The organism is Paludicola sp. MB14-C6 (assembly GCF_030908625.1).
Lineage (GTDB): Bacteria > Bacillota > Clostridia > Oscillospirales > Ruminococcaceae > Paludihabitans.
In genome coordinates, this window is sequence record NZ_CP133133.1 from 276,973 (window position 1) to 302,257 (window position 25,285).

Here is a 25,285-nt window from a genome sequence, read left to right on the forward strand (position 1 = left end):
ACGGGAAAACAAATCACGCAATACCTCTTTTCAATTTATATAGAAAGGTATATACTTTAGGTTATACAATAAAGTACGATTGTAAATCTCAAATTCAAATCATACGGACAAGCTTTATTAAATTGCAATAGAGATGCAATAATCTAAGGTGGTCAATCAGTGGATAAAAATAAAACGAGAGAAAGAAATATTTTGCAGTTAACGCAATTAGCACTATTGTTTGCGTTAACTGTGGTTCTTATGGTTGTGGAATCTTTAATACCTCCAATTCCAATGCTTCCACCAGGCGTAAAAATCGGTTTATCAAATATCGTAACAATGTATGTGCTTTTTTACTTAGGAAAAAAATATGCTTTTGTTATTTTAGGGTTGAAAGGACTCTTTGTTTTTATAACAAGGGGTGCAACAGCATTTATATTAAGTTTCAGTGGAGGATTATTATCTATCATTGTTATGATTGTTATATTAATGTTGAAAAAAATTAACATTTCGTATATAATTATAAGTATGTGTGCAGCTATTGCTCACAATTTGGCGCAATTATGTGTTGCAAGCATTCTTTTAAAAACAACTACTGTTTTTTATTATTCACCAATATTGATTGTTTCTGGTGTTGTAATGGGAATTATAACAGGAATTGTTTTAAAAGCTACGCTTCCTGCAATGCGTAGAATAAAAGTTTTCACCAAATAAATACAAAGTTAATCGAAAAATAGGAGGTTAATATGCCAATCATTAAAAGTAAAAAATCTTTGCATGGCGCATTGGTTTCTCATTGTAAAAAATCAAAAGATAATGAGACTGAAACAATTCCAATTCCAAGCAAGGTAAAAATTCCTATGATACAGCATATGGGTGCTCCGTGTAGCCCACTTGTAAAAGTCGGAGATCAAGTGTATGTTGGACAAAAAATAGGTGAAAGTCCAGAGTATTTCTCTGTTCCTATTCATGCAAGCTGTTCAGGCGTAGTGAAGGCAATAGAGGATTTTAACACACCAATGGGCGTAAGCTGTAAGTCGGTGGTAATTGAAACTGATGGGCAACAAACCGTTGATCCTGAAATTAAAGTACCAACTGCTAATAATAAAGATGAATTTATTACTGCTGTTAAAGAATCCGGATTAGTAGGTTTAGGCGGAGCTGGTTTCCCAACTTTTATAAAGCTAGCTTACAAGGATATTGATAGTGTTAAGAATCTTGTAATTAATGCTGCAGAATGTGAACCATATATTACTGCTGATTATCGTGAATGTTTAGAAAGCACTCAAAACATTGTTGAAGGCATAAATCTTGTTAAAAAACACTTAAATATTGAAAATATCTATATTGGCGTTGAAGATAATAAACCGGAAGCAGTTCAAGTATTAAATAAAGCTTTTCATGATAGTTCTGATGTGAAAATCGTAAGATTAAAAACAATTTACCCACAAGGAGCAGAAAAATCAATTATCTATGCAACATGTGGTATCGTTGTTGAAGAGGGTAAATTGCCAGCTGATCATGGCGTAATTGTATTAAATATTTCTACCGTTGGCTTTATCGGAAGCTATATGAAAACAGGAATGCCTTTAGTATCTAAACGCATCACTGTTGATGGCGATTTTGTTTCAAATCCGAAAAATTTACGTGTTCCAATCGGTATTGATATTCAAACAGTATTAGAATATTGCAACATCAAAGAAGAATACGGAAAAGTTCTTATGGGCGGACCTATGATGGGTATTACAGTAAATGATACCTTAACACCAATAATAAAAAATAATAACGCTATTATCGTTCTATCAAAAGAAGCTTCTATTGCTCCTCCTACAACAGCATGTATTCGTTGTGGCAAATGTATTGCAGTTTGCCCGTTAAAACTAATGCCGGCTAAACTTGAAAAAGCCTACGATAATAAAAATGTGGAATTATTGAACGAGCTACACATTTCACTTTGTATCAACTGCGGTTGCTGCACATATATTTGTCCTGCAAAGCGACATTTAGCACAAAAGAACCAATTAGCAAAAGCATTGGTTAGAAATAAATAGAAAAGGATGAAATAAGTGAATAAATTAGTTGTATCACCATCCCCACACATATTAAGTAAAAACTCAACGTCTAATATAATGTTTGATGTTATCATTGCTTTATTTCCTGCATTAATCGCAGGTATATTCTTTTTTGGACCTCGTGCATTAATCATTACATTAGTATGCGTTGCTTCATGTGTAGGATTCGAGTATTTAACTCGTAAGTTAATGAAAAGAAGCAACACGATTTCTGATTTAAGTGCTGCTGTAACGGGTATTTTATTAGCATTTAATTTACCACCAGCTATTCCTATTTGGGTAGCTATTTTAGGCTCCTTCTTTGCAATTGTAATTGTAAAGCAAATGTTTGGTGGAATTGGTCAAAATTTTGCTAATCCAGCAATCGCTGCTCGAATTATTTTGTTAGTATCTTTTTCAACATACATGACAACATGGGCGCAACCATTTGGCTACAAAGCAGGAGTAGATGCTATTGCAAATGCAACTCCTTTAGTTAATATTAACTCAGCTAATACTTTGGACTTGTTCTTAGGAAATGTTCCCGGCTGTATTGGTGAAGTTAGTGCGCTTGCGTTGTTAATTGGCGGTGTTTACTTAGTAATACGTAAAGTAATTAACCCAATTATACCGATTACTTTTATTGGTACTGTTTTCGTTTTAACTTGGGTAATGGGTGAAAATCCTGTTAACCATATTTTTGCTGGTGGTTTGATGATTGGTGCAATATTTATGGCAACCGATTATTCAACTTCACCATCTACTTTTAAAGGTAAAATTATCTTTGCTGTTGGATGTGGCTTAATTACATCAGTTATTCGAGTATTTGGTTCTTATCCGGAAGGTGTTTCTTACGCTATTTTGTTAATGAACTTAGTAACTCCCTTAATTGATAGATATACAAAAGTAAGACCAGTTGGTGTAGTAAGGGGTGCGAAATAAATGTATAAAGAAATTATTAAACCAACCCTTGTACTTATCATTATTGCAGCTATTATAAGTGGTATACTAGCATTCACTTACAACGCAGCGGGGATTGGCGAACTTGGCAAAGGGCTAAGTCAAGAAGAGCTGGATAAAAATATAAAAGAAGTATTGCCAAAGGGTACAAAACTAAAATATTTTGATTTTGCATTGGAAGATGCTTCCGTATTAGGAATTTATAATGATGAAGGCGGTGCTGGCTGCGCAATTCATGTAGTTACTAAAGGCTACGGTGGAGAGATGAAAGTGCTGATAGGACTAGATAAAGATGGAGCAGTTACCGGTGCTAAGGTATTGGAGTCTCAAGAAACACCGGGACTTGGTACTAAAATATCAGAAAAACCATTCCTTGATAAATATCTTGGTAAAAAAGCAGAAGTGAAACTTACAAAGGACGGCGGGGAAATAGAAGGAATTGCAGGTGCAACTATTTCTTCAAATGCATTTACTAAGGCTGTTAATAAAGCTTTTGAAGTATTTAATAAAGTAAAGGGGGATTTATAATATGAGCAATTGGAAAGTGTTTGCAAACGGTATTATTAAAGAAAACCCTGTACTTGTTATGTTGCTTGGTACATGTCCTACATTAGCTGTTACCACTTTAGCACAAAACAGCATAGGCATGGGACTAGCTGCTACTTTTGTGTTAATTTGTTCAAACGTTGTCATTTCTATGGTTAAGAATGTCGTTCCAAAACAAGTTCGATTACCAAGCTATATTATCATTATTGCAGGTTTTGTTACTTTTGTTTCTTTTATCTTGCAAAAGTTTGTTCCAAATCTATATGATGCATTAGGAATCTACTTACCATTAATCACAGTAAACTGTATCATTCTTGGTAGAGCAGAGATGTTTGCAAGCAAAAATAAAGTTTTCGCATCATTTTTAGATGGACTAGGAATGGGAATTGGGTTTACATTAGCTCTATTTATTATCGGCTCTATCCGTGAGCTATTAGGAAGCGGAACTTATTTTGGCAACTCTATTGGCGAATGGTATCAACCAATTAAATTCTTTACGTCTTCAGCTGGTGGATTCTTTGTGTTTGGTGTAGTAATAGCCGTGGTCAATATACTAACTCATTATAAAATATCTTCTAAAAAAATCGGCTGTGGCAATTGCCCAAATTCAGTGGCTTGTGCAGGTGTTGAGAAAGGAGCGTGCAAATAATGAAAGATATGTTTATCATTTTATTGAGTGCGATTCTTGTTGAAAACTTTGTGCTTGCTAAATTTATGGGTATTTGTCCATTTATTGGCGTTTCCAAAAAAATGAGTTCTGCAGTCGGCATGAGCGCTGCGGTAACTTTTGTAATGGTTATGGCAACGGCTTTAACATTCCCAGTTTACAAATATTTGCTTGAACGATATGATTTACAATATTTAAAAACAATTGCATTTATATTAATTATCGCGCTATTTGTTCAGCTAGTTGAAATTATTCTTAAGAAATATGCGAAATCTTTATATAATGCATTGGGTGTATACTTGCCTTTAATTACAACCAACTGTGCTGTATTAGGTGTAACAATATTAAATATCGATAAAGAGCTTACCTTTGGTCAATCAATAGTGAATGCGCTTGGTGGTGGTCTTGGCTTCGCATTAGCACTTGTTATTTTTGCAGGTGTAAGAGAACGTATTGAAGCTTCTGATTTACCGAAAGCATTCAAGGGAATTCCTGCTACATTAATAGCAGCTTCAATTGTATCGGTTTCTTTTAGCGGATTTGGCGGAATTGTTGAAAACATGGCAAATGCAATATTCAAATAATATCAGTTTGCCATAATATAGGAGGATAAGAAAATGCTTTATAATATACTAATTCCAGTAGCAATCTTTATTGGATTAGGCTTAGTAGCAGGTATCGCTTTATCTATCTTTTCAAAGATTTTCGCTGTAGAAACAGATGAAAGAACCGAGAAGATTCTTGAAGCATTACCAGGCTTGAATTGTGGCGTTTGCGGTTTTTCCGGATGTGAAAACTATGCAAATAATTTAGTAAACAATGATGCTCCAACAAACAGATGTGTTCCTGGCGGAGATAAAGCTTCAAAAAAGATTAGCGCTATTTTAGGTAAAGATTATGTGGATGTTATTGAAATGGAAGCAACTGTTCGTTGTGGTGGACAAGTTCCTGATGCAACAGAAGATAACTTTATTTATGATGGCGAAAAAACTTGCGTTGCTTGTAATATGTTTTATCAAGGAAAAGGCAAATGCGATTATGGTTGTATCGGATTTGGAGATTGTGTAAAGAAATGTCCTGAAGGTGCAATCAGCATTGTAGATGAAATCGCTGTAGTAAATACCGATTTATGTGTAGGATGTACGCTATGTGTCGCTACTTGTCCTAAACATTTAATTCAAATGAAACGACATGATAAAAAGGTCTTTGTTCGTTGCTCTAGCTGTAATAATGGTAAAGCGACTATCAATAATTGCGCACACGGTTGTATAGGTTGTAAAAAATGTGAAAAAACCTGTCCTTCCGGAGCAATTACAGTGACGAATAATCTTGCAAGTATTGATTATGAAAAATGTACAAATTGCATGGAATGCGTAAATGTTTGTCCAATGAAATGTATTAACGTCATATCTCAATAAATCGAAAGCCCACCGATAAGGTGGGCTTTCTTTATAGCTGTAGTAATCAATATTTGATTTATCTTTTTAAACATCGTTATTCTTAATAGAATGTTTTTTAGCATTTTTATTATGGTTTTGGTTTTCTTTCGTTATTGGAGTTTGTCCGTTGCATTTTTCCATTCGGGCTTTTTTGTTATCTGGTTGACTATCTTTTGGCATTTTTATCCCCCTTACATAATATGTGTTTCAGTTGATGATGAACAGATTTCATATCCTAATTTTTCGATTCTCTCTTGAATTTGCGGTTGATAAACGCCTGTAGTGTCATAATCCACTGCTAAGGTATTTTTAACAGGATTAACACTTACTGAAATTACGCCAGGATATTTATTCAATTCTTTTTTTAGCTCCTTTAAATCTCTTTTTCCATCAATACTCTTTAATGTAAAATAAGCACTTTCTTTTGACATAGTAACCTCCTTTTATTTGATATTTATAATTTTATTTGTTATTATTATTTAAAAATAGTGTTTGTAGATAATAATTATATATGCAAATGTAAGCATTGATTTTCACATCTATACATTTTATAATAAAGCTACACATAAGAAGGAATAGTAATATGAGTTATAAAAATAGAGTAAAAGATTTATGGAATAACATATCAATTCAAAACTGGAATGTAATAAAAGACTATTTTGATGATAATGCAGTCATCTATTGGCATAACACAAATGAAAAATTTACGATAAACAATTTTATTACGGCTAATAGCGTTTATCCTGGAAATTGGGAAATAGAAGTTCAACGATTAGAAGAAATAGGCGATTTGGTAATTAGCGTTGTATTAGTTACATCAAAAGAAGATGGGACTTCTTTTTACGCAACATCATTTTTTCAATTTAAAGACGATTCTATTATAGAAATAAGTGAATATTGGAGTGATAATGGTGAACCTCCACAATGGAGAAAAAATTTAAATATAGCTAAACCAATTATAGAATAGAGGTAAGACTATGAATGAACTTGTAACACATACGTTGGAACCTATCTATACATCTCAATCTAAAGTGTTGATACTAGGAACAATGCCGTCTCCTAAATCAAGAGAAATTGGTTTTTATTACTCTCATCCGCAAAATCGCTTTTGGAGAGTTCTTTCCACTATATTGAATGAACCGATACCAAATACGACTGAGCAAAAGATAGAAATGCTAAATAACAATCATATTGCTTTATGGGATGTATTACAATCGTGTGAAATTACCGGCGCTGATGATAATAGTATTCGCAATCCTGCCGCAAATGATATCAATCAAATCAGAAAAGAAGCAAAAATAAAAGCAATCTTTACAACTGGGAAAAAGGCAACGCAATTATATCAAAAACTGTGTTTACATGATACTAATATGCCATCTGTTTATCTTCCATCAACAAGCCCTGCAAATTGTAAAAACTGTACGATTGAAACATTAACTGAAGCATATGGTGTTATTTTAAACTATTTAATATAAGGAATTTTATGAATACAAATACGTTAAAGCAAATATCAAATCCATTGTTAAAATGGTATTATCAAAATGCAAGAATACTGCCTTGGCGTGATAATCCAATGCCATATTACGTTTGGATCTCAGAAATTATGTTGCAGCAAACAAGAGTAGAAGCAGTGAAACCATATTTTATACGTTTCATTGAGTCATTATCCGATGTGAAATCTCTTGCTTGCGTTGACGATGAAAAACTGATGAAATTATGGGAAGGCTTAGGATACTATAATCGTGCACGCAATTTAAAAAAGGCTGCCCAAATTATAGTTGAGCAATATAATGGAGAATTACCTGCTCAATATGATAAGCTTTGTGAATTACCCGGAATTGGGCCATATACAGCTGGGGCAATAGCGTCCATTGCATTTCATTTACCCGTTCCAGCAGTAGATGGCAATGTATTGCGTGTAATTTCACGAGTGTTAGGCAGTAAGAAAAATATTAGTGAATTAAAAGTAAAACAGGAAATGCAACAAAAAATACAGGAGATGCTGCCTGAAGATGTAAGTGGGTTTAATCAAGCTTTAATGGAATTAGGTGCAATAATATGTATTCCTAATGGTGCACCTAAGTGTGATATTTGCCCACTCAATGAGATTTGTAATGCAAATCAAAGGGGTATACAACTAAAAATACCAATTAAGAGTAAGAAAAATGCCCGTAAAGTAGAAAACTTGACAGTGCTAATCATTCAATATCATGATAAAATTGGAATTAGAAAGAGAATACAAAAAGGAGTATTGTTTGATTTATGGGAGTTACCTAATGTTAATAAAAAGCTAACTATGCAGCAAATTGAAACGCAACTTAAGGAATGGGGGATTACACCACTTTCAATCCGTTCTCAATCGAATGCAAAGCATATTTTTACTCATATAGAATGGCATATGAATGCATACTATATTGAAACCTATGATGTTGAAAATATAAATCTATTTGAATGGGTTACTATTCAACAATTAAGTCAAGATTATGCATTGCCTACAGCATTCAAGAAGCTATTAAAATAAACGCACTGGTAATATGCTTTAGGGTATGGTAAAATAAAAAATATGTTACTTTGGAAAGGATGTTTCAATATGGATTATGCAAGCGAATCGCTTAAAAAACACTATGAATGGAAAGGTAAAATTGAGGTTATCTGTAGAGCCGACGTTAACACAAGAGAAGATTTAGCTTTAGCCTATACCCCTGGTGTTGCACAACCTTGTTTAGAAATAGAGAAAGATAAAAATTTATCTTACGAATTAACTCGTCGTGGAAATTTAGTTGCAGTTGTCACAGACGGTACAGCTGTTTTAGGTTTAGGCGATATTGGCCCCGAAGCCGGTATGCCTGTAATGGAAGGTAAATGTGCATTATTCAAAGCATTTGCTGATGTAGATGCCATTCCACTTTGCATAGATACAAAAGATACGGATGAAATAGTAAATACCATAAAGAATATTTCTAAAAGCTTTGGTGGGATTAACTTAGAAGATATTGCAGCACCAAGGTGTTTTGAAATTGAACACAAGTTAAAAAAAGTATTAGATATTCCGGTATTTCATGATGATCAACATGGTACAGCTATTGTAGTAGGCGCTGCAATAATTAATAGTTTGAAATTGGCAAACAAAAAACCTGAAGAAGTTACCATTGTAATTAACGGTGCAGGAGCTGCAGGAATTGCAATTGCAAAATTACTACTCGCTTTGAATATCGGTAATCTAATAATGTGCGACAAAGATGGTATTCTATATCGTGGTGGTGAATTTTTAAACGAATCTCATAAAGACATTGCTGAAATAACCAATAAGCACAATGTAAAAGGCTTATTAGCAGACGCTTTAATAAATGCCGATGTTTTTGTTGGTGTATCAAGACCAAACTTGGTAACCGAACAGATGATTCATTCTATGGCAGATAAACCTATTATCTTTGCAATGGCAAACCCAACACCTGAAATAATGCCTGATGTTGCAAAACAAGCAGGTGCATTTATAGTTGGTACAGGTAGAAGTGATTTTCCAAATCAAATAAACAATGTTCTTGCATTCCCTGGAATTTTCAGAGGTGTTTTAGATGTTCGAGCAAGCGATATTAACAATGATATGAAAATAGCTGCTGCATATGCTATTGCTTCATACATAAAAAACGATGATTTATCGGTAGAAAATATCATTCCAAGTGCATTAGATCGAAACGTAGCTCAAGTAGTAGCTACTGCTATTGCAGATGCAGCTCGTAAATCTGGTGTAGCTCGCATTTAACTTTTGTAATTATATACAAATTTAAAAAAGAACCTAGTTATTTTTTTAACTAGGTTCTTTTTTATTTGTGTTGTATTTTATATTGCGTTTATGCTACAATTAAAAATATATATTGGTGATATATATGGTATAAGTATATATTTAATTTTATTGTAATTACAATTTGCATTTAGAGTTAAATAATGTAACTTCTATTCTATTTCTTTACAAAAGAAATAGTGACTATCGCTTAAATCCAAAAAACAATACTAATACCGTTTAAATTATCTGTAACATTTTTAAAAAATGATTGCTATTTTAAATGAGGATTAGTATTACCTATATATAGTTTTACATCGAAAGGTTGGATAATTAATGAAACAAGAACTAAACGAGATTGCTGCAAGAATTAGAGAACTAAGAGATGCTTGCGGATTTACTCAGAAACAATTAGCTCAAGATTTAGGACTTAATTTACGAGTCTATCAAGAATATGAAGAAAACGGTGAAAACATCCCAATTAGCGTGATTTACGAAATCGCAAACAAGTTCGGCGTAGATTTTACAGAAATCGTAACCGGAACCAGAGCAAAACTTGATACTTACCACATAGTAAAACGTGGTGAAGGAAGGAGTGTTAGCAGATATCCTGGCTATCGCTTTGAAGATTTAGCTTTCCGCTATAGTCATAAGGTAATGCAACCCCTTTTAGTTACACTTGATCCATCTGACGAACCGGCAGCATTAGTTTCTCATGCTGGTCAAGAATTTAATATGGTTTTGGAAGGTCAAATTGCAGTTGAATTTGACAATAAAGAATTCATATTATCTGCTGGTGATTCTATTTATTTTAATCCAACTCATTTACATGGTCAAAGATGCGTTGGAACTGAAAAAGCTCGTTTTCTAACTGTTATTGCCGAATAACACACTTCATATTTTGATACTTGTATTTAAGGAGAACTAATATGTTATTAAATAGATTTCTACCTCGTATTGATTTTGATTCTTACGAGGATTTTAAGCAAAACTATGCTGTTAATGTACCCGAAAACTTTAATTTTGGTTTTGATATAGTTGATGCTTGGGCAGACCAAGACAAGAACAAAAAAGCACTTGTTTGGTGTGATGATCATGATCATGAGAAAATTTTTACATTTTATGATATTAAATTACTTTCAAATAAAGCTGCAAATTATTTTAAAAGTATTGGAATTAAAAAAGGTTCCGTTGTTATGCTGATTTTGCGTAGACGTTGGGAATATTGGATTTGTGCTACCGCACTACATAAAATTGGTGCAACATTAATTCCTGGTTCTTTACAATTAACGAAGAAAGATATTGCCTATCGAGCAAATGCAGCTGGCATTTGCACCGTAATTTGTGTAAACGACGATTTTGTTATTTCTCAAGTAGAAGAAGCTTTACCTGAATGTACCACACTTAAAAATAAGATTATGGTTGATGACCATCGTGATGGATGGATGAACTTTGATGATGAAATACAAAATTTTTCAGATATTTTTAATCGACCAACGGGCGAAGATGCCACAAAATGGGACGATATTATGCTTGTGTATTTTACTTCAGGAACTACAGGTATGCCTAAGATGGTTCGCCATAATTTTTCATATCCATTAGGACATATCGTTACAGCGAAATATTGGCAGCAAGTACAAGAAAATAAGTTGCATATGAGTGTATCTGATTCCGGATGGGCAAAATTCGGTTGGGGCAAAATTTATGGACAATGGATTTGTGGCGCTGTTATTTTTGCTTATGATATGGATAAATTTGTACCACTTCATTTACTGCAAAAAATTACAAAATATCAAGTTACCACTTTTTGCGCTCCGCCAACAATGTTTCGCTTTATGTTGCAAGAGGATGTAACTCAATTTGATTTAAGCTGCATCAAGCATTGCTGTATTGCGGGTGAACCGTTAAATCCCGAGGTTTTTAAAAAGTGGTACGACTTAACCGGTCTAAAACTTTGTGAGGGATTTGGACAAAGTGAATCTTCAGTTATGCTGGCAAATTTCCAATGGTTTGATCCAATTCCGGGATCAACAGGTAAGCCTTCACCATTATATAATATTCAGCTGATAGATTCAGAAGGAAATCTTTGTGAAGATGGTGATGAGGGTACTATCGTTGTTATGGATATTGATAAAAAAATGCCTACAGGTCTTTTTACTGGATATTTTCATGATGAGGAAATGACAAAGAAAAATCTTGGCGGTAAATACTACGATACCGGAGATGTAGCGTGGCGTGACAGTAACGGTTACTATTGGTTTGTTGGACGCAATGATGATGTAATTAAGTGTTCCGGATATCGCATTGGACCTTTTGAGGTTGAAAGTGCATTGCTTGAACATAAATCTGTAGTAGAATGTGCAATTACTGCGGCACCAGATCCTGTAAGAGGTCAAGTAGTAAAAGCAACTATTGTATTGGCTAAGGGTTATATAGGTAATGATGCATTAAAAAAAGAACTACAAGATCACGTTAAGCACGTAACGGCTCCTTATAAATATCCTAGAATTATTGATTTTGTAGACGAGTTGCCTAAAACATTAGGTGGAAAAATTAAACGAGCTGAAATTCGTAATAAAGATCATCAATAAATATAAATTTTAGGCGAATCTTGCCGATAAATGACTAACAATGGACACACATTCGTCGATGTGTGTCCATCATTTATTGTTGCCTTTAGGCTTAATAAAACCCCTGGTTCTACCAGGGGTAGGTAAAAAAGCCTTGGCAAAAATAAAACCTCCATGTTAAAATAGTGACGGTTTGGCGACCGTATCACAAAGATAACAAGGAGGAATTAAGCAATGAAAAATGAAGTAAAACAGACAGCACATTCAAGTTATAGGTGCGAATACCATATAGTGTTTGCACCAAAATATAGAAGAAAAATAATTTATAAAGATTTGCGAAGAGATGTAGGTGAAATATTTCGAAAATTATGCACAGAAATGAAAGTGGAAATAATAGAAGCGGAGGCATGTGTAGATCACATACACATGTTAGTAAGTATTCCACCGTATATGAGTATATCACAGTTTGTAGGAACACTCAAGAGTAAGAGTGCACTGATGATATTCGATAGGCATGCAAATTTAAAATATAAATATGGATCACGAAATTTTTGGTGTAGAGGTTATTTTGTAGATACAGTAGGAAAAAATGAAAAGAAAATAGCAGAGTACATTCGAAACCAATTAGAAGAAGATTATGCAAAAGACCAAATTTCATTTAAAGAATATACGGACCCGTTTACGGGTAATCAAGTGAAATAGGGCAAAAAACAAACAGCCACTTATAGTGGCTGCCTGTAATTGTGATGCGATGACAAACTTTCAGCACCCCTTTGAGGGGTCAGCACGAGTTGACCCTTCTAGGGTCTGAGCAAACCACTAGTTCACTAGTGGTTTTGATTTGCGTATATCTTGTTATAATTCTTTATATAGAAGTGAGTAATGAAATGAAAGTATTAGAAACAAAGCGACTAATTCTTCGAAATTTTTATGAAAAAGATGTGTATGATTTCTATCAATTTGCAAAAAATCATAATGTAACAAATAGTGCAGGGTGGAAACCACATAACTCAATAGAGGAGTCTGAGCGGTTAATCAATCGTTTTATTGAGGATGACAACGTTTGGGCTATTGTATGGAAAGAAAATAATAAAGTTATCGGCTGCATTACTTTCAAAGATGATATAAAACGCTTGGTAAATGATGCAAAAATGATAGGATACAGCCTTTGTGAAGAATATTGGGGAAAAGGGATAATGACTGAAGCGGTTAATCAAGTTTTAGAGTATGCTTTTCAAGAAATGTGCGTAGTTTCTGTGGCTGCATATCATTTTTACTTTAACCAACGTTCCAAACGAGTCCTTGATAAATGCGGGTTTGTTTTTGAAAGCAAGCTGCGCTGTTCTTATGAAATGTATAACGGCGAAATTCTTGATGAATATTGTTATTCCATATTGCGAGAGGAATACCTATTAAAACATCTCTTAAAATAAAATTCTTCTGTAAAGTTATCTCGTTTACAGAAGAATTTGTTGCATTAATTTTTGTTTAAATATTGATCTTTAATCTGTTTCATTTGATTGTCATTAGACTTAATAATTTGATACCAGTCTCTTTTTTGTAATTCACTTAATAAGTCTGACTCAATTTGATGTTCGTCTAATAATAAATTCATGAGAGCTTCTTTAATAATTGGACTCTCACTTTCATAAACACCTGTATTATATCGCTCTAACATATATTTTTGAGACATAATTGCATCTTGAAGTATAAATTCATCATCTAATAAATAATCCATAATCTTTGTTTTCATAGTATCCTCTTTAATTAAGCTGATTTAATAACGAATTGTAATGATTTAAATGTTGTGCAGCGACTTGCTCATACTTAGATTTTAATTGTAAGTCATTACAAATAGAGGCATACATTTTATATTTTTTTATTAGTAGAAGTTCCAACGACAATTGTTCATCAATAATGCTCAGTTCTTTATTCGATAAAGCCATACTAATACATCCTTTTTTAATAAACTAACATTAGTATGGCAGTTGTAACATCAATTATACAATATCTATTTCACTGATATTGTATTTATAAATTGTTATTATATTTGATTCCTTGATAAGAATTACGGCGTTTTAATTCTTTGTCAATTTCATTCATGACAACAAATTTTTTCAAACTCCAAAGTGGCCCTATCAGTTGCTCTTTATCACCATCTCCGGTGATTCTTTGTATTACAACTTGAGGCGGCAATAATTCAATTTGATCACAAATTATGTTTACGTATTCTGTTAATTCTAGTAGTTTAAATTCATGGTTGGATAGCTGTTGTGCTATAACAGTCTCTTTTAATACATGTAATAAATGAAGCTTAATACTGTGAATATTTAATTTTGATATTTCTTTTACGGTTTCCAGCATCATTTCTTTGGTTTCACCAGGTAATCCATTAATAATATGAACACAAATAGGAATATTTCTATCATTTAATTTTTGATAACCCTCTAAAAACGTATTGTAATCATGACAACGGTTAATTTTTTTTGCAGTTTCATCATGAATGGTTTGTAAGCCAAGTTCAACTATTAAATAAGTTCTTTGATTCAATTCTGCTAAATAGTCAACAATGTCATTAGAAAGACAGTCAGCTCTAGTAGCTATACTGATACCCACTACATTTTCGTAAGTTAATACTTCTTCAAACATCTTTTTTAATGTGGATAATGGAGCATAGGTATTCGTGTGTGCTTGAAAATAAGCAATATATTTGGCTTCGTTCCATTTGTGGTGCATTTTTTCTTTTACTTGTTCAAATTGAAATGCAATAGGCAATTCAGGATTTCCCGCAAAATCTCCGCTTCCTTGACTGGAACAATAGGTGCAGCCACCAAAGCCTTTTGTTCCATCAATGTTAGGGCAAGTAAATCCACCATTTAATGAAACCTTGAAAACTTTACAACCAAATTTATGCTTAAGATGATAATCTAAAGTGTGGTATCTTTTGTTGTTATCTGAATAAATAAACATTCTTATCTCCAATTACATAGTTCTTTTTAATATATAATATAATTATAATATATGATAATTATTTTTCAATACATATTTTCTATCGTTTTCTATTTGCGAATTTATAAAAAATACAGTATAATAGAAAGTAAATAAAATTAAGTTACATGCTAAAGAGGAGAACAATATGTCAAATTCTATTCAGTTAACTGAAGAGTTAAAAAATACAACATGTGAATTACAAGTAGATATTGACGTGGCTCCTTACACAAGCTTTCGAATCGGAGGTAAGTGTAAATATCTTGTAAAGCCAAAAAACTTTACAGATATAAAAGAAGTCGTTTCTATACTAAAAAATTATAACATTGATTATTATTTCCTTGGAAATGGTTCAAATGTGTTGGTTTCGGATAATGGATATAATGGTGCAATTATATTACTTGCTAATAATTTAACGAATATTCAAGTTGATGGTTATAAAATAGATTGTGAAGCTGGGGTTGCATTATCAAAACTTTGCAGCGTTGCATTAGACAATGAATTATCGGGATTGGAATTTGCATTCGGTATTCCGGGTACTGTTGGTGGTGCTGTTTATATGAATGCCGGTGCCTATGGTGGAGAAATTAAAGATACTATTTTATGTTGTACTTATCTTGATGAAAATAATGAAATAAAAACAATGTACCGAAATGAAATGGAATTATCTTATCGTCATAGCATTTTTAGCGATTCAAAGTGTTGTATTTTAAGTGCTTCTTTTGTTTTGCAAAAAGAAGATAAAGATATTATCAAAAATCGTATGACGGATTTTATGACAAGAAGAAAAACAAAGCAACCATTAGAATTTCCAAGTGCAGGAAGTACTTTTAAAAGGCCGGAAGGAAACTATGCATCCGCATTGATTGAGCAATGTGGGTTAAAAGGATATCGTATTGGAGATGCTATGGTAAGTGATAAACATAGCGGATTTGTAGTAAATGTAGGAAAAGCTACATGTGATGATGTGTTAAAGGTAGTCGATCATATAAAGCAAGTTGTTTTTGAACAAACGGGCTACGAATTGGAATGTGAAATTAAAACGCTTGGGTTTTAGTAATATTACAAATAAGTTGATTATTACAACGAAAAACATATAAAGACGGAGGAAAGCATGGATTTTTTAATTGTAACAGGTTTATCAGGTGCAGGAAAATCTCGAGCAGTAGATGCACTTGAGGATATTGGATTTTTTTGTATAGATAATATGCCGCCAAAGCTCATTTCTAAATTTGCTGAAATTGCTAAGCAATCCGGACCTAAAATGTCTAAGGTTGCAGTTGTAACAGATGTTCGTGGTGGTGAACTTTTTAATGATTTTATTGAAGAGTTGGATTTATTAAAAACAATGGATTTTTCGTATAAATTATTGTTTTTAGATTGTAATACACAAATATTGGTTCGCCGCTATAAGGAAACAAGAAGAAAGCATCCGCTAATTGACCATACTTCATCAATCGAAGAAGCAGTTGTTATGGAACGAGATATGCTTATGCATGCTAGGGAACGATCCGATTATATTATCGATACATCCCATCTTTCCGCTATGCAATTAAAAGAGCGCATCAGCAATATCTTTTTGGATAACATTTCAAACAGTATGCTGATTAGCTGTATGTCTTTTGGCTTTAAATATGGTTCTCCTGCTGAAGCAGATTTAGTATTTGATGTGCGTTGTTTACCAAATCCGTTTTATATAGATGAGTTAAAAAATAAAACCGGATTAGAAGATGAAGTAAAGGATTACGTAATGGCTTGGCCGCAGTCTCAACAATTACGTGACAAACTAATTGATTTAATAGATTATTTAATTCCTTTGTATTTAAGTGAAGGAAAAAGCCAATTGATTATTGCCGTTGGTTGTACAGGTGGAAAACACCGTTCTATAACCTTTGCAGAAGAAATATATAATCATTTATTAGAACAAGGCAAAAAAGTGGCTGTAAATCATCGGGATATTTTGAAGCCATAATTGATAAAAGAGAATTTATCATCACCTGAATTTTCTGGTTATGATAAGGAAGGATGGTATTCTTTGACTTATTCTCAACAAGTGAAAAATGAATTATGTCATGGAAAATTTTCATGTGAAAACTGTCAAAAAGCATTTGTATATGGAATGTTATTAACAAGCAGAGGGGTTTCGAATAAATCTTTCACAGTGAATACTGAAAATAAGTTAGTAGCTGATTTTTTAGCAGAAAATATTATTGACTTAACAGGTTCTATTGTTACTGTCCAACATCCTGATTTTCGTGAAAAAAATAAAAGGCCGATTTATACAGTTTCACTTGAAAATACTAATGATATAGAGAATATTCTTAAATTATACGATAAGAAAGCTGTGCTTGATAAAACAAGTATAAATTGGAGTATGATACGAAATATTTGTTGTCAAAACTCATTTTTGCGTGGGACATACTTATCTTGTGGCGCAATGAGCAATCCTGAAAAAGAATACCATTTAGAATTTTGTTTATCTAATGAATCAGTTTGTGATGATATTTTAGATTTACTCTATAATGTTGATCTTGACTTTAGAAAAGCGACAAGAGGAAAGAATTTTATTGCATACGTAAAAGAAAGTCAACAAATTGAAGATACGTTAACTTATCTTGGTGCAATTCGTTCTTCTATGGAGCTGATGAATTTAAAAATTGTTAAAGAAATAAGAAATACAGCTAATAGAAGGACAAATTGCGAAACAGCAAATATAGAAAAGACAGTAAATGCAGCGGTAACACAAATAAGAAAAATCGAGTATTTATTAGAAACGAAAGGGTTAGACTTCTTACCAATCGAATTACAAGAAGCTGCTAAATTGCGGCTGAATAATCCTGATGCTTCATTAAGCGAGCTTTGTGAATTATCTCCACAGAAGATTAGTCGATCTGGATTTAATCATAGAATTAAAAAGTTATGCACTATTTCTGATGAACTACGTAATGAAAAATAGTCGTATTGATGAAAAATAAAGGCATAGTAAAATAAAAAAGGAAGGTTATATATTTGAAAAACTTTGTTCATTTACATTTACATACGGAATATAGCCTTTTAGATGGAGCTTGTGTCATAAAGCGCCTTGTTCAAAAAGCTAAAGAGTTGAACCAAACAGCCATAGCTATTACAGATCATGGCTGTTTGTATGGCGTTATAGATTTTTATAAAGAGTGTAAACGGGAAGGCATAAAACCTATTATTGGGTGTGAAGTATATGTCGCAAATAGAACTCGATTTGATAAAGTACATAAAATCGATTCAAGTCCATATCATTTAGTTTTATTGTGTAAAAATAATATAGGATATCAAAACTTAATTAAATTAGTTTCTGATGGATATATAGAAGGCTTTTATAATAAACCACGTATTGATCACGAACTTTTAGAAAAGCATCATGAGGGGCTTATAGCATTATCAGCATGTTTAGGCGGCGAAATACCGAGAGCGTTAATGGCAAATGATTATGAAAAAGCAAAACAGACAGCTTTGTTTTATAAAAATACATTTGGAGAAGATAATTTTTATATTGAAATACAAGATCACGATATTCCTGAGCAAAAACGAATACTTCCATTATTGCAAAGACTAAGCGAGGAAATTGGTGTAGGGCTTGTTGCTACAAACGATGCACATTATATTAGCAAAGAAGATGCTAAAACGCAAGCAGTTTTAATGTGTATTCAAACAAATACCGTTTTAGGTGAAGAGAAAGCAATGGAATTCCCAACTCAAGAATTCTATGTGAAATCTTATGAAGAAATGGATGAACGATTTCATTCATATAAAAATGCTCTTTCCAACACCTGCAAAATTGCAGAGATGTGTAATATTGAATTTGAATTTGGTGTTACAAAACTCCCTCGTTTTACAATTGAAAATGTAGATAATAATCAAGAATATTTTTATGAGCAATGTAGAAAAGGTTTAATTCGCCATTATGGAAATAATATAGATGAATCGATTAAACAACGATTAGAGTACGAATTAGATATTATTACAAGGATGGGCTATATTGATTATTTTTTAATTGTATATGATTTTATTCGTTATGCAAAAGAAAATGATATTCCGGTAGGCCCCGGACGTGGCTCGGGAGCAGGTAGTTTAGCTGCTTACTGTATAGGAATTACAGGAATTGATCCAATGAAATATAATCTGCTTTTTGAAAGATTTTTAAATCCTGAGCGTATCAGTATGCCGGATTTTGATATTGACTTTTGCTATGAAAAGCGACAAAAGGTGATAGATTATGTTGTACGAAAATATGGCAGTGACCATGTAGCACAAATTATAACATTCGGTACAATGGCTGCAAAAGGAGCAATCCGTGATGTAGGACGTGCTTTAGGTATGCCGTATCAAGCAGTAGATACGATTGCAAAGCTTATACCAGCAGAATTGAATATAACGATTGATAAAGCTTTGTTAATTTCTCAAGAGCTAAAAGCTGTCTATCAGTCTGATCCGAAAAGTAAAGAACTAATTGACATGGCGAGAAAACTAGAAGGAATGCCTCGCCATGCCTCTACACATGCTGCCGGAGTTGTAATCACCAGAGAAGCCGCAAGCTTTTATGTTCCATTACAAAAGAACGATGAATCAATAGTAACCCAATTTACTATGACGACATTAGAAGAACTAGGTTTGTTAAAAATGGACTTTTTAGGATTAAGAAACTTAACGGTAATTGATCATTGCGAAAAACAAATACGAAAGACAAATCCTAGTTTTTCAATAGAGAGTATTTCTTTAGAAGATAAAGCAGTTTTTGATATGTTATCAGAAGGAAATACACAAGGCGTATTCCAATTCGAATCAGCAGGAATGAAGCGTGTGTTATCACAATTAAAGCCGGAAAGCGTTGAAGATTTAATTGCCGTTATATCTTTGTATCGTCCGGGACCTATGGAATCTATTCCTAAATATATTAAAAATAGACATAACCCAAAGTTAATTACGTATAAGCATCCTTTATTAAAGCCAATACTAAATGTTACTTATGGATGCATTGTTTATCAAGAGCAGGTAATGCAAATTTGTAGACAGCTAGCAGGCTATTCATATGGACGGGCTGATTTAGTACGACGTGCGATGTCTAAAAAGAAAGCTGAAATAATGGAAAAAGAACGACATAATTTTATTTATGGTAAAGTAAATGATGATGGTTCAATTGAATGTGTTGGATGCATTGCAAATGGAGTAGATGAAGCTACCGCAAATAGTATATTTGATGAAATGTCAAGCTTTGCAGCTTATGCGTTTAATAAATCCCATGCAGCAGCATATGCATTTGTGTCTTATCAAACTGCATTTTTGAAATGTCATTATAAAAGAGAATATATGGCAGCACTTCTCACAAGTGTTTTAGGCAACACGGATAAAGTTATAGAATATATCGTAGAATGTAATGCACAAGGAATTAAAGTTCTCCCACCATCAATAAATTCAAGTGAAATTGGATTTACTGTAAATGATGAATGCTTGAATTTTGGGCTGCTAGCAGTTAAAAATTTAGGAAAAGCGGTTATAGAGAGTATTATATATGAACGTCAGCAAAACGGGCCATATACTTCTCTTTATGATTTCATTGAGCGACTTTATGGTAAGGATTTAAATAAAAGAGCAATTGAAAGCCTAATAAAATGTGGTGCATTTGATTGCTTCGATAGTAACCGTAAAGAAATGATGTGTGCTTATGAAAAAATTGTTGAAACTATTGATTCTACCATTAAAAGAAATATATCAGGACAATTAGACTTTTTTAATGCAAATAGTGTTGTAAAACCTGATTATATCATGCCAAAATTAGATGAGTATTCCGCAAGTGATCTACTTTCAATGGAAAAAGAGGTTACCGGCCTTTATGTGACCGGACATCCTTTAGATGCATTTCTGCCAATTGCAAAGCATTTTAAAACAACTCCGATTTTAGATCTACTAACCGATGTGAATGAGGAATTGCATAGCTACAAGGATGGGGATTGCGTAAAAATACTTTGTGTGATTCAATCAAAGAAAATGCAATTAACAAGAAATAAATCAATGATGGCATTTGTAAATGTTGAAGATCAAACGGGAAGTATTGAAGTAGTTGTGTTTCCAAAGATATATGATCAATATTCACACTTACTTACCCAAAATAAAATATTGCTTCTCTCAGGAAAAATAACGATACGTGAAGATGAGCAACCTAAAATTATTTGCGAATCTATTGTTGATAGTAGTCAATTAACACATGATACCCGACCATCAGAATATTCAAAACTATATATTCGTTTAGCACGATATAATCAGGATGATGTAAATGAAGTTGTGAGTATTTTAAATGAGTATAATGGAACAATATGTGTATATTTACATTTTGCTGATATAAAGAAAACTGTTGCTTTAAAAGAGCATGGAGTTGGGTATACAAAAGAGCTTGAATCAAAGTTAACTAATATTGTTGGCGAAAAAAATATCGCCTTTCAGTAATTTAATTAGTAATTTTAGTTGACATATTTATTTAATTGAGTAAAATTAAATATGTATGGTATTAAAATAATTGTTTAAGATAGAGATTAGGAGGAAAAAACAATGGAACAAAAAACAATAGGCATTTTAACCAGTGGGGGTGACGCACCAGGTATGAATGCCGCTGTTCGTGCAGTTGTTAGAACAGCAATCAAAAAAGGATTCAAAGTAGTAGGGATTGAAAGAGGTTATAACGGCCTTATTAATGGTGAACTAATTGAAATGGATATGCGTTCTGTTTCCGATATTATTCATCGTGGAGGAACTGTTTTATATACTGCTAGATGTAAAGAATTTAGAGAACTTCCAGGTATTTTGAAAGCAAAAGAAACTTGTATTCAAAATAACATTTGTGGTATTGTTGTAATTGGTGGAGACGGATCTTTTAGAGGTGCTGCTGACTTATCTGCGCAAGGTATTCCATGTGTTGGTATTCCGGGTACCATCGATAACGATATTTCTTGTACTGAGTATACAATTGGCTACGATACTGCTATGAATACAGCAGTTGAAATGGTTGATAAACTACGCGATACTGCGCAATCTCATGATCGTTGCAGCGTAGTAGAAGTTATGGGCCGTCATGCTGGCTATATTGCATTAAATGCTGGTATTGCTTGTGGAGCAACTTCTATTATGGTACCTGAAGTAAAAACTGATGTAGAAGATGTAATTAAAAAAATTAAGATTTCTCAACAACTAGGTAAACATCACTATATTATTATGGTTGCTGAAGGTATTGGAAATGTAGAAGAAATTGCAAAACGTATTGAAGCTGAAACCGGAATAGAGTCAAGAGGCACTGTTCTTGGTCACGTTCAACGTGGTGGTAACCCAACAGTAAGAGATAGAGTAGTAGCTAGCCAAATGGGCTATTACGCTGTTGAATTATTAGAAAAAGGTATCGGAAACAGAGTTATTGGATTAAAAGATAATAAAATGGTTGATTATGATATTCAAGAAGCTTTAAAGATGAAAAAACCTTTTGAAGAAGACTTATTTAGAATTGCAAACGATATTTCGTTTTAATGAAACAAACAAAACAGCTGTGAGGTTTCACAGCTGTTTTCTACTAATAGATGTATTCTATTATAGCAAATATCACATAATATTATAAGTGTGCTTCTTATTTTAACTTAAAGCCTATGGCGGACAGGAGATAACTTATGGATTGTAATTTTAATTCAATTGAAATAGCAGAAGGAGTTCATTTTAACAGCATAATTGATAAAAGGTTCAAGACCAATAAAATATCAATTAACTTTATTACAGAACTTAAAAAAGAAACTGTAACATCTAACGCTATTATTCCATTTTTATTAAAAAAGGGATATAACGGTTGCTCAGACTATACAATTTTTAATCAGCAATTAGAAGAGCTCTATGGAGCTTATGTAGCAAGCTATGTTCAAAAAGTAGGAGATTATCAAGTAGTTTCTTTATCTATTACAAGCATTGATGATGTATATGCTTTAAATAATGATGAAATTACAAGTAAAACAGCGTCCATACTTTGTGAAATGGCTTTTAACCCAATCTTAGAAAATGGAGTATTTCCATTAAAAGATGTTGAAATTGAAAAAACAGCTTTAATTGATACTATTGAAGCGGAAGTTAATGAAAAACGTATTTATGCAATCAATAACCTTGTAAAAGTAATGTGTTCTAATGAACCTTTTGGTATCTCAAAATATGGGTACACTGAGCAGGTTGCTTTGCTAACGCCAGAAACAATTAAAACTGCATATGACAATTTAATAAAACATTCCAGAGTAGAAATTATGTTTACAGGTAGTGGAAATGATAAAACTGCTATTGATGTGTTTAAAGCTAAAATGAGTAGCGTAAATCGTTCTTATCAAATTCTTAACCCTATTGCAACTCATTCACAATTGCAACAAACGGTTGAGCAAACTGATCATATGACAGTAAGCCAATCTAAGATGGTTTTAGGTTTTGGTAATGGATTGGAACCATCTAGCAACTTAATAACTGCAACAAAACTTATGGTTGCTTTATACGGGGGGACACCATCTTCTAAGTTGTTTCTAAATGTGCGTGAGAAATTAAGTTTATGCTACTATTGTGCTGCTCGTTACGATCGATTTAAAGGTATTATGATGGTTGACTGTGGCGTGGAAAATCAGAATATAGAAAAAGCAAAAACTGAAATATTATCACAATTAGATGCGATTAAAAAAGGTGAAATTACGGATGATGAAATTCGTAATGCAGCTTTAAGCTTAGTAAACGCCTTAAAATCAGTTTATGATTCAGATGCTTCAATAGAATCTTGGTATCTCGGCCAAGTTTTAAGTGGAACAAATATATCTCCTTTGCAAGAAGTTGATAAGGTAAACAACGTTACTAAAGAGTGTATAATTGAAGCTGCAAATCGTTGTACTCTAGATGCAGTTTATGTTTTAACAGGAAAAGAGGTGTAAGCTGATGAAAAAACAAACAATTCAAAATAATATATTAAAAGAAGAATATTATAGTTTTACACACGAATCAGGTTTGACTATTCTGCTGTATCCTATGCAAGGCTATTCAAGCTCTTACGCTCTATTTGGAACAAAATATGGTTCAATCGATACCACTTTTAAAACACATTCCGATGAAACCTATGTGACGGTACCGGAAGGAATAGCCCATTTTTTAGAGCATAAGTTATTTGAAAGCGAAGACGGCGATGCTTTTTCTTTGTTTGCAAAGACCGGTGCTTCTGCGAATGCATATACTTCTTTTGATAAAACTTGCTATTTATTCTCTACGACTGATAACTTTGCTGAATCCTTAAAGGCGTTGGTTGGCTTTGTACAATCTCCATATTTTACAGAAGAAACCGTAAAAAAAGAGCAGGGCATTATTGGTCAAGAAATTAAAATGTATGAAGATGATCCGAATTGGAGAGTATTTTTCAATTTATTAGTTGCAATGTATCATAACAATCCGGTACGTATTGATATTGCAGGAACAGTAGACAGCATATCTAAAATCGATAAAGATTTATTGTATCGTTGTTATCATACTTTTTATAATCTTAGCAATATGGTTATTTCTATTGCTGGTAATTTTGATGTTGACCAAGCTATTGAAATTATTGAATCAAATTTAAAATCAATAGAAAAAGTTGAAGTTTCAACCAAAACACCAGATGAACCCAAAGCAGTAGCAAAGCCAGAATATATTCAAGCACTTCATGTTGCATCACCTTTATTTAATGTAGGATATAAAGAGCTTCCCGTTAATGAATCAGAAGAACTTTCAATTCAATTAAAATATGAGCTTATTTTGAATGCAGTAGTAGGCAAGAGTACAAAACTTTACAAAGAAATGTATGATGAGGGAATTATCAATTCTACATTCGGTAAAGAAGTATTTTGTGGAAGAGGATATTTAGCTAATATTTTTGCTGGTGAATCAAAACAGCCACAATTAGTGAAAGAAAAAATCAACACTGCAATTCAATGTTTAAAGAAAACAGGAATTGATGAAACCACCTTTGAACGTATTCGTAAGTCTATGTATGGTAGAATTATTATGAATTTTAATGATGTAGATGAAGTAGCAAACGATATGGTTTCTTCCTACTTTTCAAATAACAGTATTTATGATACAATAAATATAATTTCTGAATTAAAATGTGATGAGGTTAATAGCCTTCTAAAATCATCTTTTCAAGAGGAATGTTTAGCAATATCTATTATTAACCCAATTTCTTAGTATGTTTTTAGTATAGATGCAATTATATATTGCATCTATACTTCATTCATAAAATTAAAGCATGG

27 protein-coding genes are annotated in these 25,285 nt (G+C 32.8%); 22 read left to right on the forward strand and 5 right to left on the reverse strand.

All coding sequences use genetic code 11. The annotated features are described in order from the left end of the window. Positions 1–159: 159 nt before the first annotated feature. From RBG61_RS01190 to RBG61_RS01220, 7 genes are read left to right on the forward strand one after another with little or no spacing between them, the layout of a single operon-like run. Complete coding sequence (locus RBG61_RS01190; protein ID WP_307944859.1) at positions 160–693, forward strand: Gx transporter family protein; 534 nt, start codon at positions 160–162, stop codon at positions 691–693. Positions 694–725: 32 nt separating this feature from the next. Then, complete coding sequence (gene rsxC / locus RBG61_RS01195) at positions 726–2,030, forward strand: electron transport complex subunit RsxC (protein ID WP_307944860.1); 1,305 nt, start codon at positions 726–728, stop codon at positions 2,028–2,030. 15 nt (positions 2,031–2,045) lie between these two features. Continuing rightward, complete coding sequence (locus RBG61_RS01200) at positions 2,046–2,972, forward strand: RnfABCDGE type electron transport complex subunit D (RefSeq protein ID WP_307944863.1); 927 nt, start codon at positions 2,046–2,048, stop codon at positions 2,970–2,972. Continuing rightward, the gene (locus RBG61_RS01205; protein WP_307944866.1) at positions 2,973–3,518 is read left to right on the forward strand and encodes an RnfABCDGE type electron transport complex subunit G; all 546 of its coding nucleotides are present in this window, start codon (positions 2,973–2,975) and stop codon (positions 3,516–3,518) included. A gap of 1 nt (position 3,519) precedes the next feature. Then, positions 3,520–4,185 carry an electron transport complex subunit RsxE gene (gene rsxE, locus RBG61_RS01210; RefSeq protein ID WP_307944868.1) on the forward strand — a complete coding sequence of 222 codons (666 nt, stop codon included), beginning with the start codon at positions 3,520–3,522 and terminating at the stop codon, positions 4,183–4,185. Further along, a complete protein-coding gene (locus RBG61_RS01215) occupies positions 4,185–4,787 on the forward strand; it encodes an electron transport complex protein RnfA (protein ID WP_307944871.1) in 603 nt (200 codons plus the stop codon). Before rsxE ends, RBG61_RS01215 begins: the two co-directional genes overlap by 1 nt. Positions 4,788–4,820: 33 nt before the next feature. After that, a complete protein-coding gene (locus RBG61_RS01220) occupies positions 4,821–5,621 on the forward strand; it encodes an RnfABCDGE type electron transport complex subunit B (RefSeq protein ID WP_307944873.1) in 801 nt (266 codons plus the stop codon). Positions 5,622–5,687: 66 nt separating this feature from the next. Here the strand turns inward: RBG61_RS01220 and RBG61_RS01225 are convergent, their stop codons facing one another. Together RBG61_RS01225 and RBG61_RS01230 are read right to left on the reverse strand one after the other, a co-directional pair. Beyond that, positions 5,688–5,822, reverse strand: coding sequence for a hypothetical protein (locus RBG61_RS01225; RefSeq protein WP_307944875.1), 135 nt, complete (start codon positions 5,820–5,822; stop codon positions 5,688–5,690). Positions 5,823–5,833: 11 nt separating this feature from the next. Then, a complete protein-coding gene (locus tag RBG61_RS01230) occupies positions 5,834–6,073 on the reverse strand; it encodes a heavy-metal-associated domain-containing protein (RefSeq protein ID WP_307944876.1) in 240 nt (79 codons plus the stop codon). Positions 6,074–6,225: 152 nt separating this feature from the next. Between RBG61_RS01230 and RBG61_RS01235 the strand changes: the two genes are divergently transcribed. The 8 genes from RBG61_RS01235 (at position 6,226) to RBG61_RS01270 (ending at position 13,426) form a co-directional block, all read left to right on the forward strand. After that, complete coding sequence (locus RBG61_RS01235; RefSeq protein WP_307944878.1) at positions 6,226–6,609, forward strand: nuclear transport factor 2 family protein; 384 nt, start codon at positions 6,226–6,228, stop codon at positions 6,607–6,609. 10 nt (positions 6,610–6,619) lie between these two features. Continuing rightward, positions 6,620–7,117 (forward strand): DNA-deoxyinosine glycosylase, encoded by a 498-nt coding sequence (locus tag RBG61_RS01240; protein ID WP_307944879.1) that lies wholly within the window; start codon positions 6,620–6,622, stop codon positions 7,115–7,117. Positions 7,118–7,125: 8 nt separating this feature from the next. After that, complete coding sequence (gene mutY, locus RBG61_RS01245) at positions 7,126–8,163, forward strand: A/G-specific adenine glycosylase (RefSeq protein WP_307944881.1); 1,038 nt, start codon at positions 7,126–7,128, stop codon at positions 8,161–8,163. A gap of 69 nt (positions 8,164–8,232) precedes the next feature. After that, complete coding sequence (locus tag RBG61_RS01250) at positions 8,233–9,405, forward strand: NAD(P)-dependent malic enzyme (RefSeq protein WP_307944884.1); 1,173 nt, start codon at positions 8,233–8,235, stop codon at positions 9,403–9,405. 354 nt (positions 9,406–9,759) lie between these two features. Next, the gene (locus RBG61_RS01255; RefSeq protein ID WP_307944887.1) at positions 9,760–10,311 is read left to right on the forward strand and encodes a helix-turn-helix domain-containing protein; all 552 of its coding nucleotides are present in this window, start codon (positions 9,760–9,762) and stop codon (positions 10,309–10,311) included. A gap of 41 nt (positions 10,312–10,352) precedes the next feature. Continuing rightward, positions 10,353–12,014, forward strand: a complete 1,662-nt coding sequence (locus RBG61_RS01260; RefSeq protein WP_307944890.1) for an AMP-binding protein — start codon at positions 10,353–10,355, stop codon at positions 12,012–12,014. A gap of 213 nt (positions 12,015–12,227) precedes the next feature. Continuing rightward, on the forward strand, positions 12,228–12,695 hold the full coding sequence (gene tnpA, locus RBG61_RS01265; RefSeq protein ID WP_307942351.1) for an IS200/IS605 family transposase: 468 nt from the start codon (positions 12,228–12,230) through the stop codon (positions 12,693–12,695). Between the two features lie 185 nt (positions 12,696–12,880). Further along, positions 12,881–13,426 (forward strand): GNAT family N-acetyltransferase, encoded by a 546-nt coding sequence (locus RBG61_RS01270; protein WP_307944892.1) that lies wholly within the window; start codon positions 12,881–12,883, stop codon positions 13,424–13,426. A 44-nt stretch (positions 13,427–13,470) separates the two neighbouring features. Here the strand turns inward: RBG61_RS01270 and RBG61_RS01275 are convergent, their stop codons facing one another. The 3 genes from RBG61_RS01275 to RBG61_RS01285 form a co-directional block, all read right to left on the reverse strand. Continuing rightward, a complete protein-coding gene (locus RBG61_RS01275) occupies positions 13,471–13,746 on the reverse strand; it encodes a spore coat protein (protein ID WP_307944895.1) in 276 nt (91 codons plus the stop codon). 10 nt (positions 13,747–13,756) lie between these two features. Then, positions 13,757–13,939 carry a spore coat protein gene (locus RBG61_RS01280; RefSeq protein ID WP_307944898.1) on the reverse strand — a complete coding sequence of 61 codons (183 nt, stop codon included), beginning with the start codon at positions 13,937–13,939 and terminating at the stop codon, positions 13,757–13,759. Positions 13,940–14,024: 85 nt separating this feature from the next. Further along, the gene (locus RBG61_RS01285) at positions 14,025–14,963 is read right to left on the reverse strand and encodes a TIGR01212 family radical SAM protein (protein ID WP_373889718.1); all 939 of its coding nucleotides are present in this window, start codon (positions 14,961–14,963) and stop codon (positions 14,025–14,027) included. Between the two features lie 166 nt (positions 14,964–15,129). Between RBG61_RS01285 and murB the strand changes: the two genes are divergently transcribed. The 7 genes from murB to yfmH all read left to right on the forward strand — a co-directional run bounded on the left by murB (position 15,130) and on the right by yfmH (position 25,220). After that, positions 15,130–16,038 carry a UDP-N-acetylmuramate dehydrogenase gene (gene murB, locus RBG61_RS01290; RefSeq protein WP_307944901.1) on the forward strand — a complete coding sequence of 303 codons (909 nt, stop codon included), beginning with the start codon at positions 15,130–15,132 and terminating at the stop codon, positions 16,036–16,038. A 57-nt stretch (positions 16,039–16,095) separates the two neighbouring features. Then, positions 16,096–16,953, forward strand: a complete 858-nt coding sequence (gene rapZ, locus RBG61_RS01295; RefSeq protein WP_307944902.1) for an RNase adapter RapZ — start codon at positions 16,096–16,098, stop codon at positions 16,951–16,953. Positions 16,954–17,016: 63 nt separating this feature from the next. Further along, a complete protein-coding gene (gene whiA, locus RBG61_RS01300) occupies positions 17,017–17,937 on the forward strand; it encodes a DNA-binding protein WhiA (protein ID WP_307944904.1) in 921 nt (306 codons plus the stop codon). A gap of 53 nt (positions 17,938–17,990) precedes the next feature. After that, a complete protein-coding gene (locus RBG61_RS01305; RefSeq protein WP_307944907.1) occupies positions 17,991–21,455 on the forward strand; it encodes a DNA polymerase III subunit alpha in 3,465 nt (1,154 codons plus the stop codon). A 102-nt stretch (positions 21,456–21,557) separates the two neighbouring features. Continuing rightward, positions 21,558–22,523 (forward strand): 6-phosphofructokinase, encoded by a 966-nt coding sequence (gene pfkA / locus RBG61_RS01310; protein ID WP_307944909.1) that lies wholly within the window; start codon positions 21,558–21,560, stop codon positions 22,521–22,523. A gap of 137 nt (positions 22,524–22,660) precedes the next feature. Then, a complete protein-coding gene (yfmF, locus tag RBG61_RS01315; protein WP_307944910.1) occupies positions 22,661–23,938 on the forward strand; it encodes an EF-P 5-aminopentanol modification-associated protein YfmF in 1,278 nt (425 codons plus the stop codon). Positions 23,939–23,942: 4 nt separating this feature from the next. After that, positions 23,943–25,220, forward strand: coding sequence for an EF-P 5-aminopentanol modification-associated protein YfmH (gene yfmH, locus RBG61_RS01320; protein WP_307944912.1), 1,278 nt, complete (start codon positions 23,943–23,945; stop codon positions 25,218–25,220). Positions 25,221–25,285 lie beyond the last annotated feature (65 nt).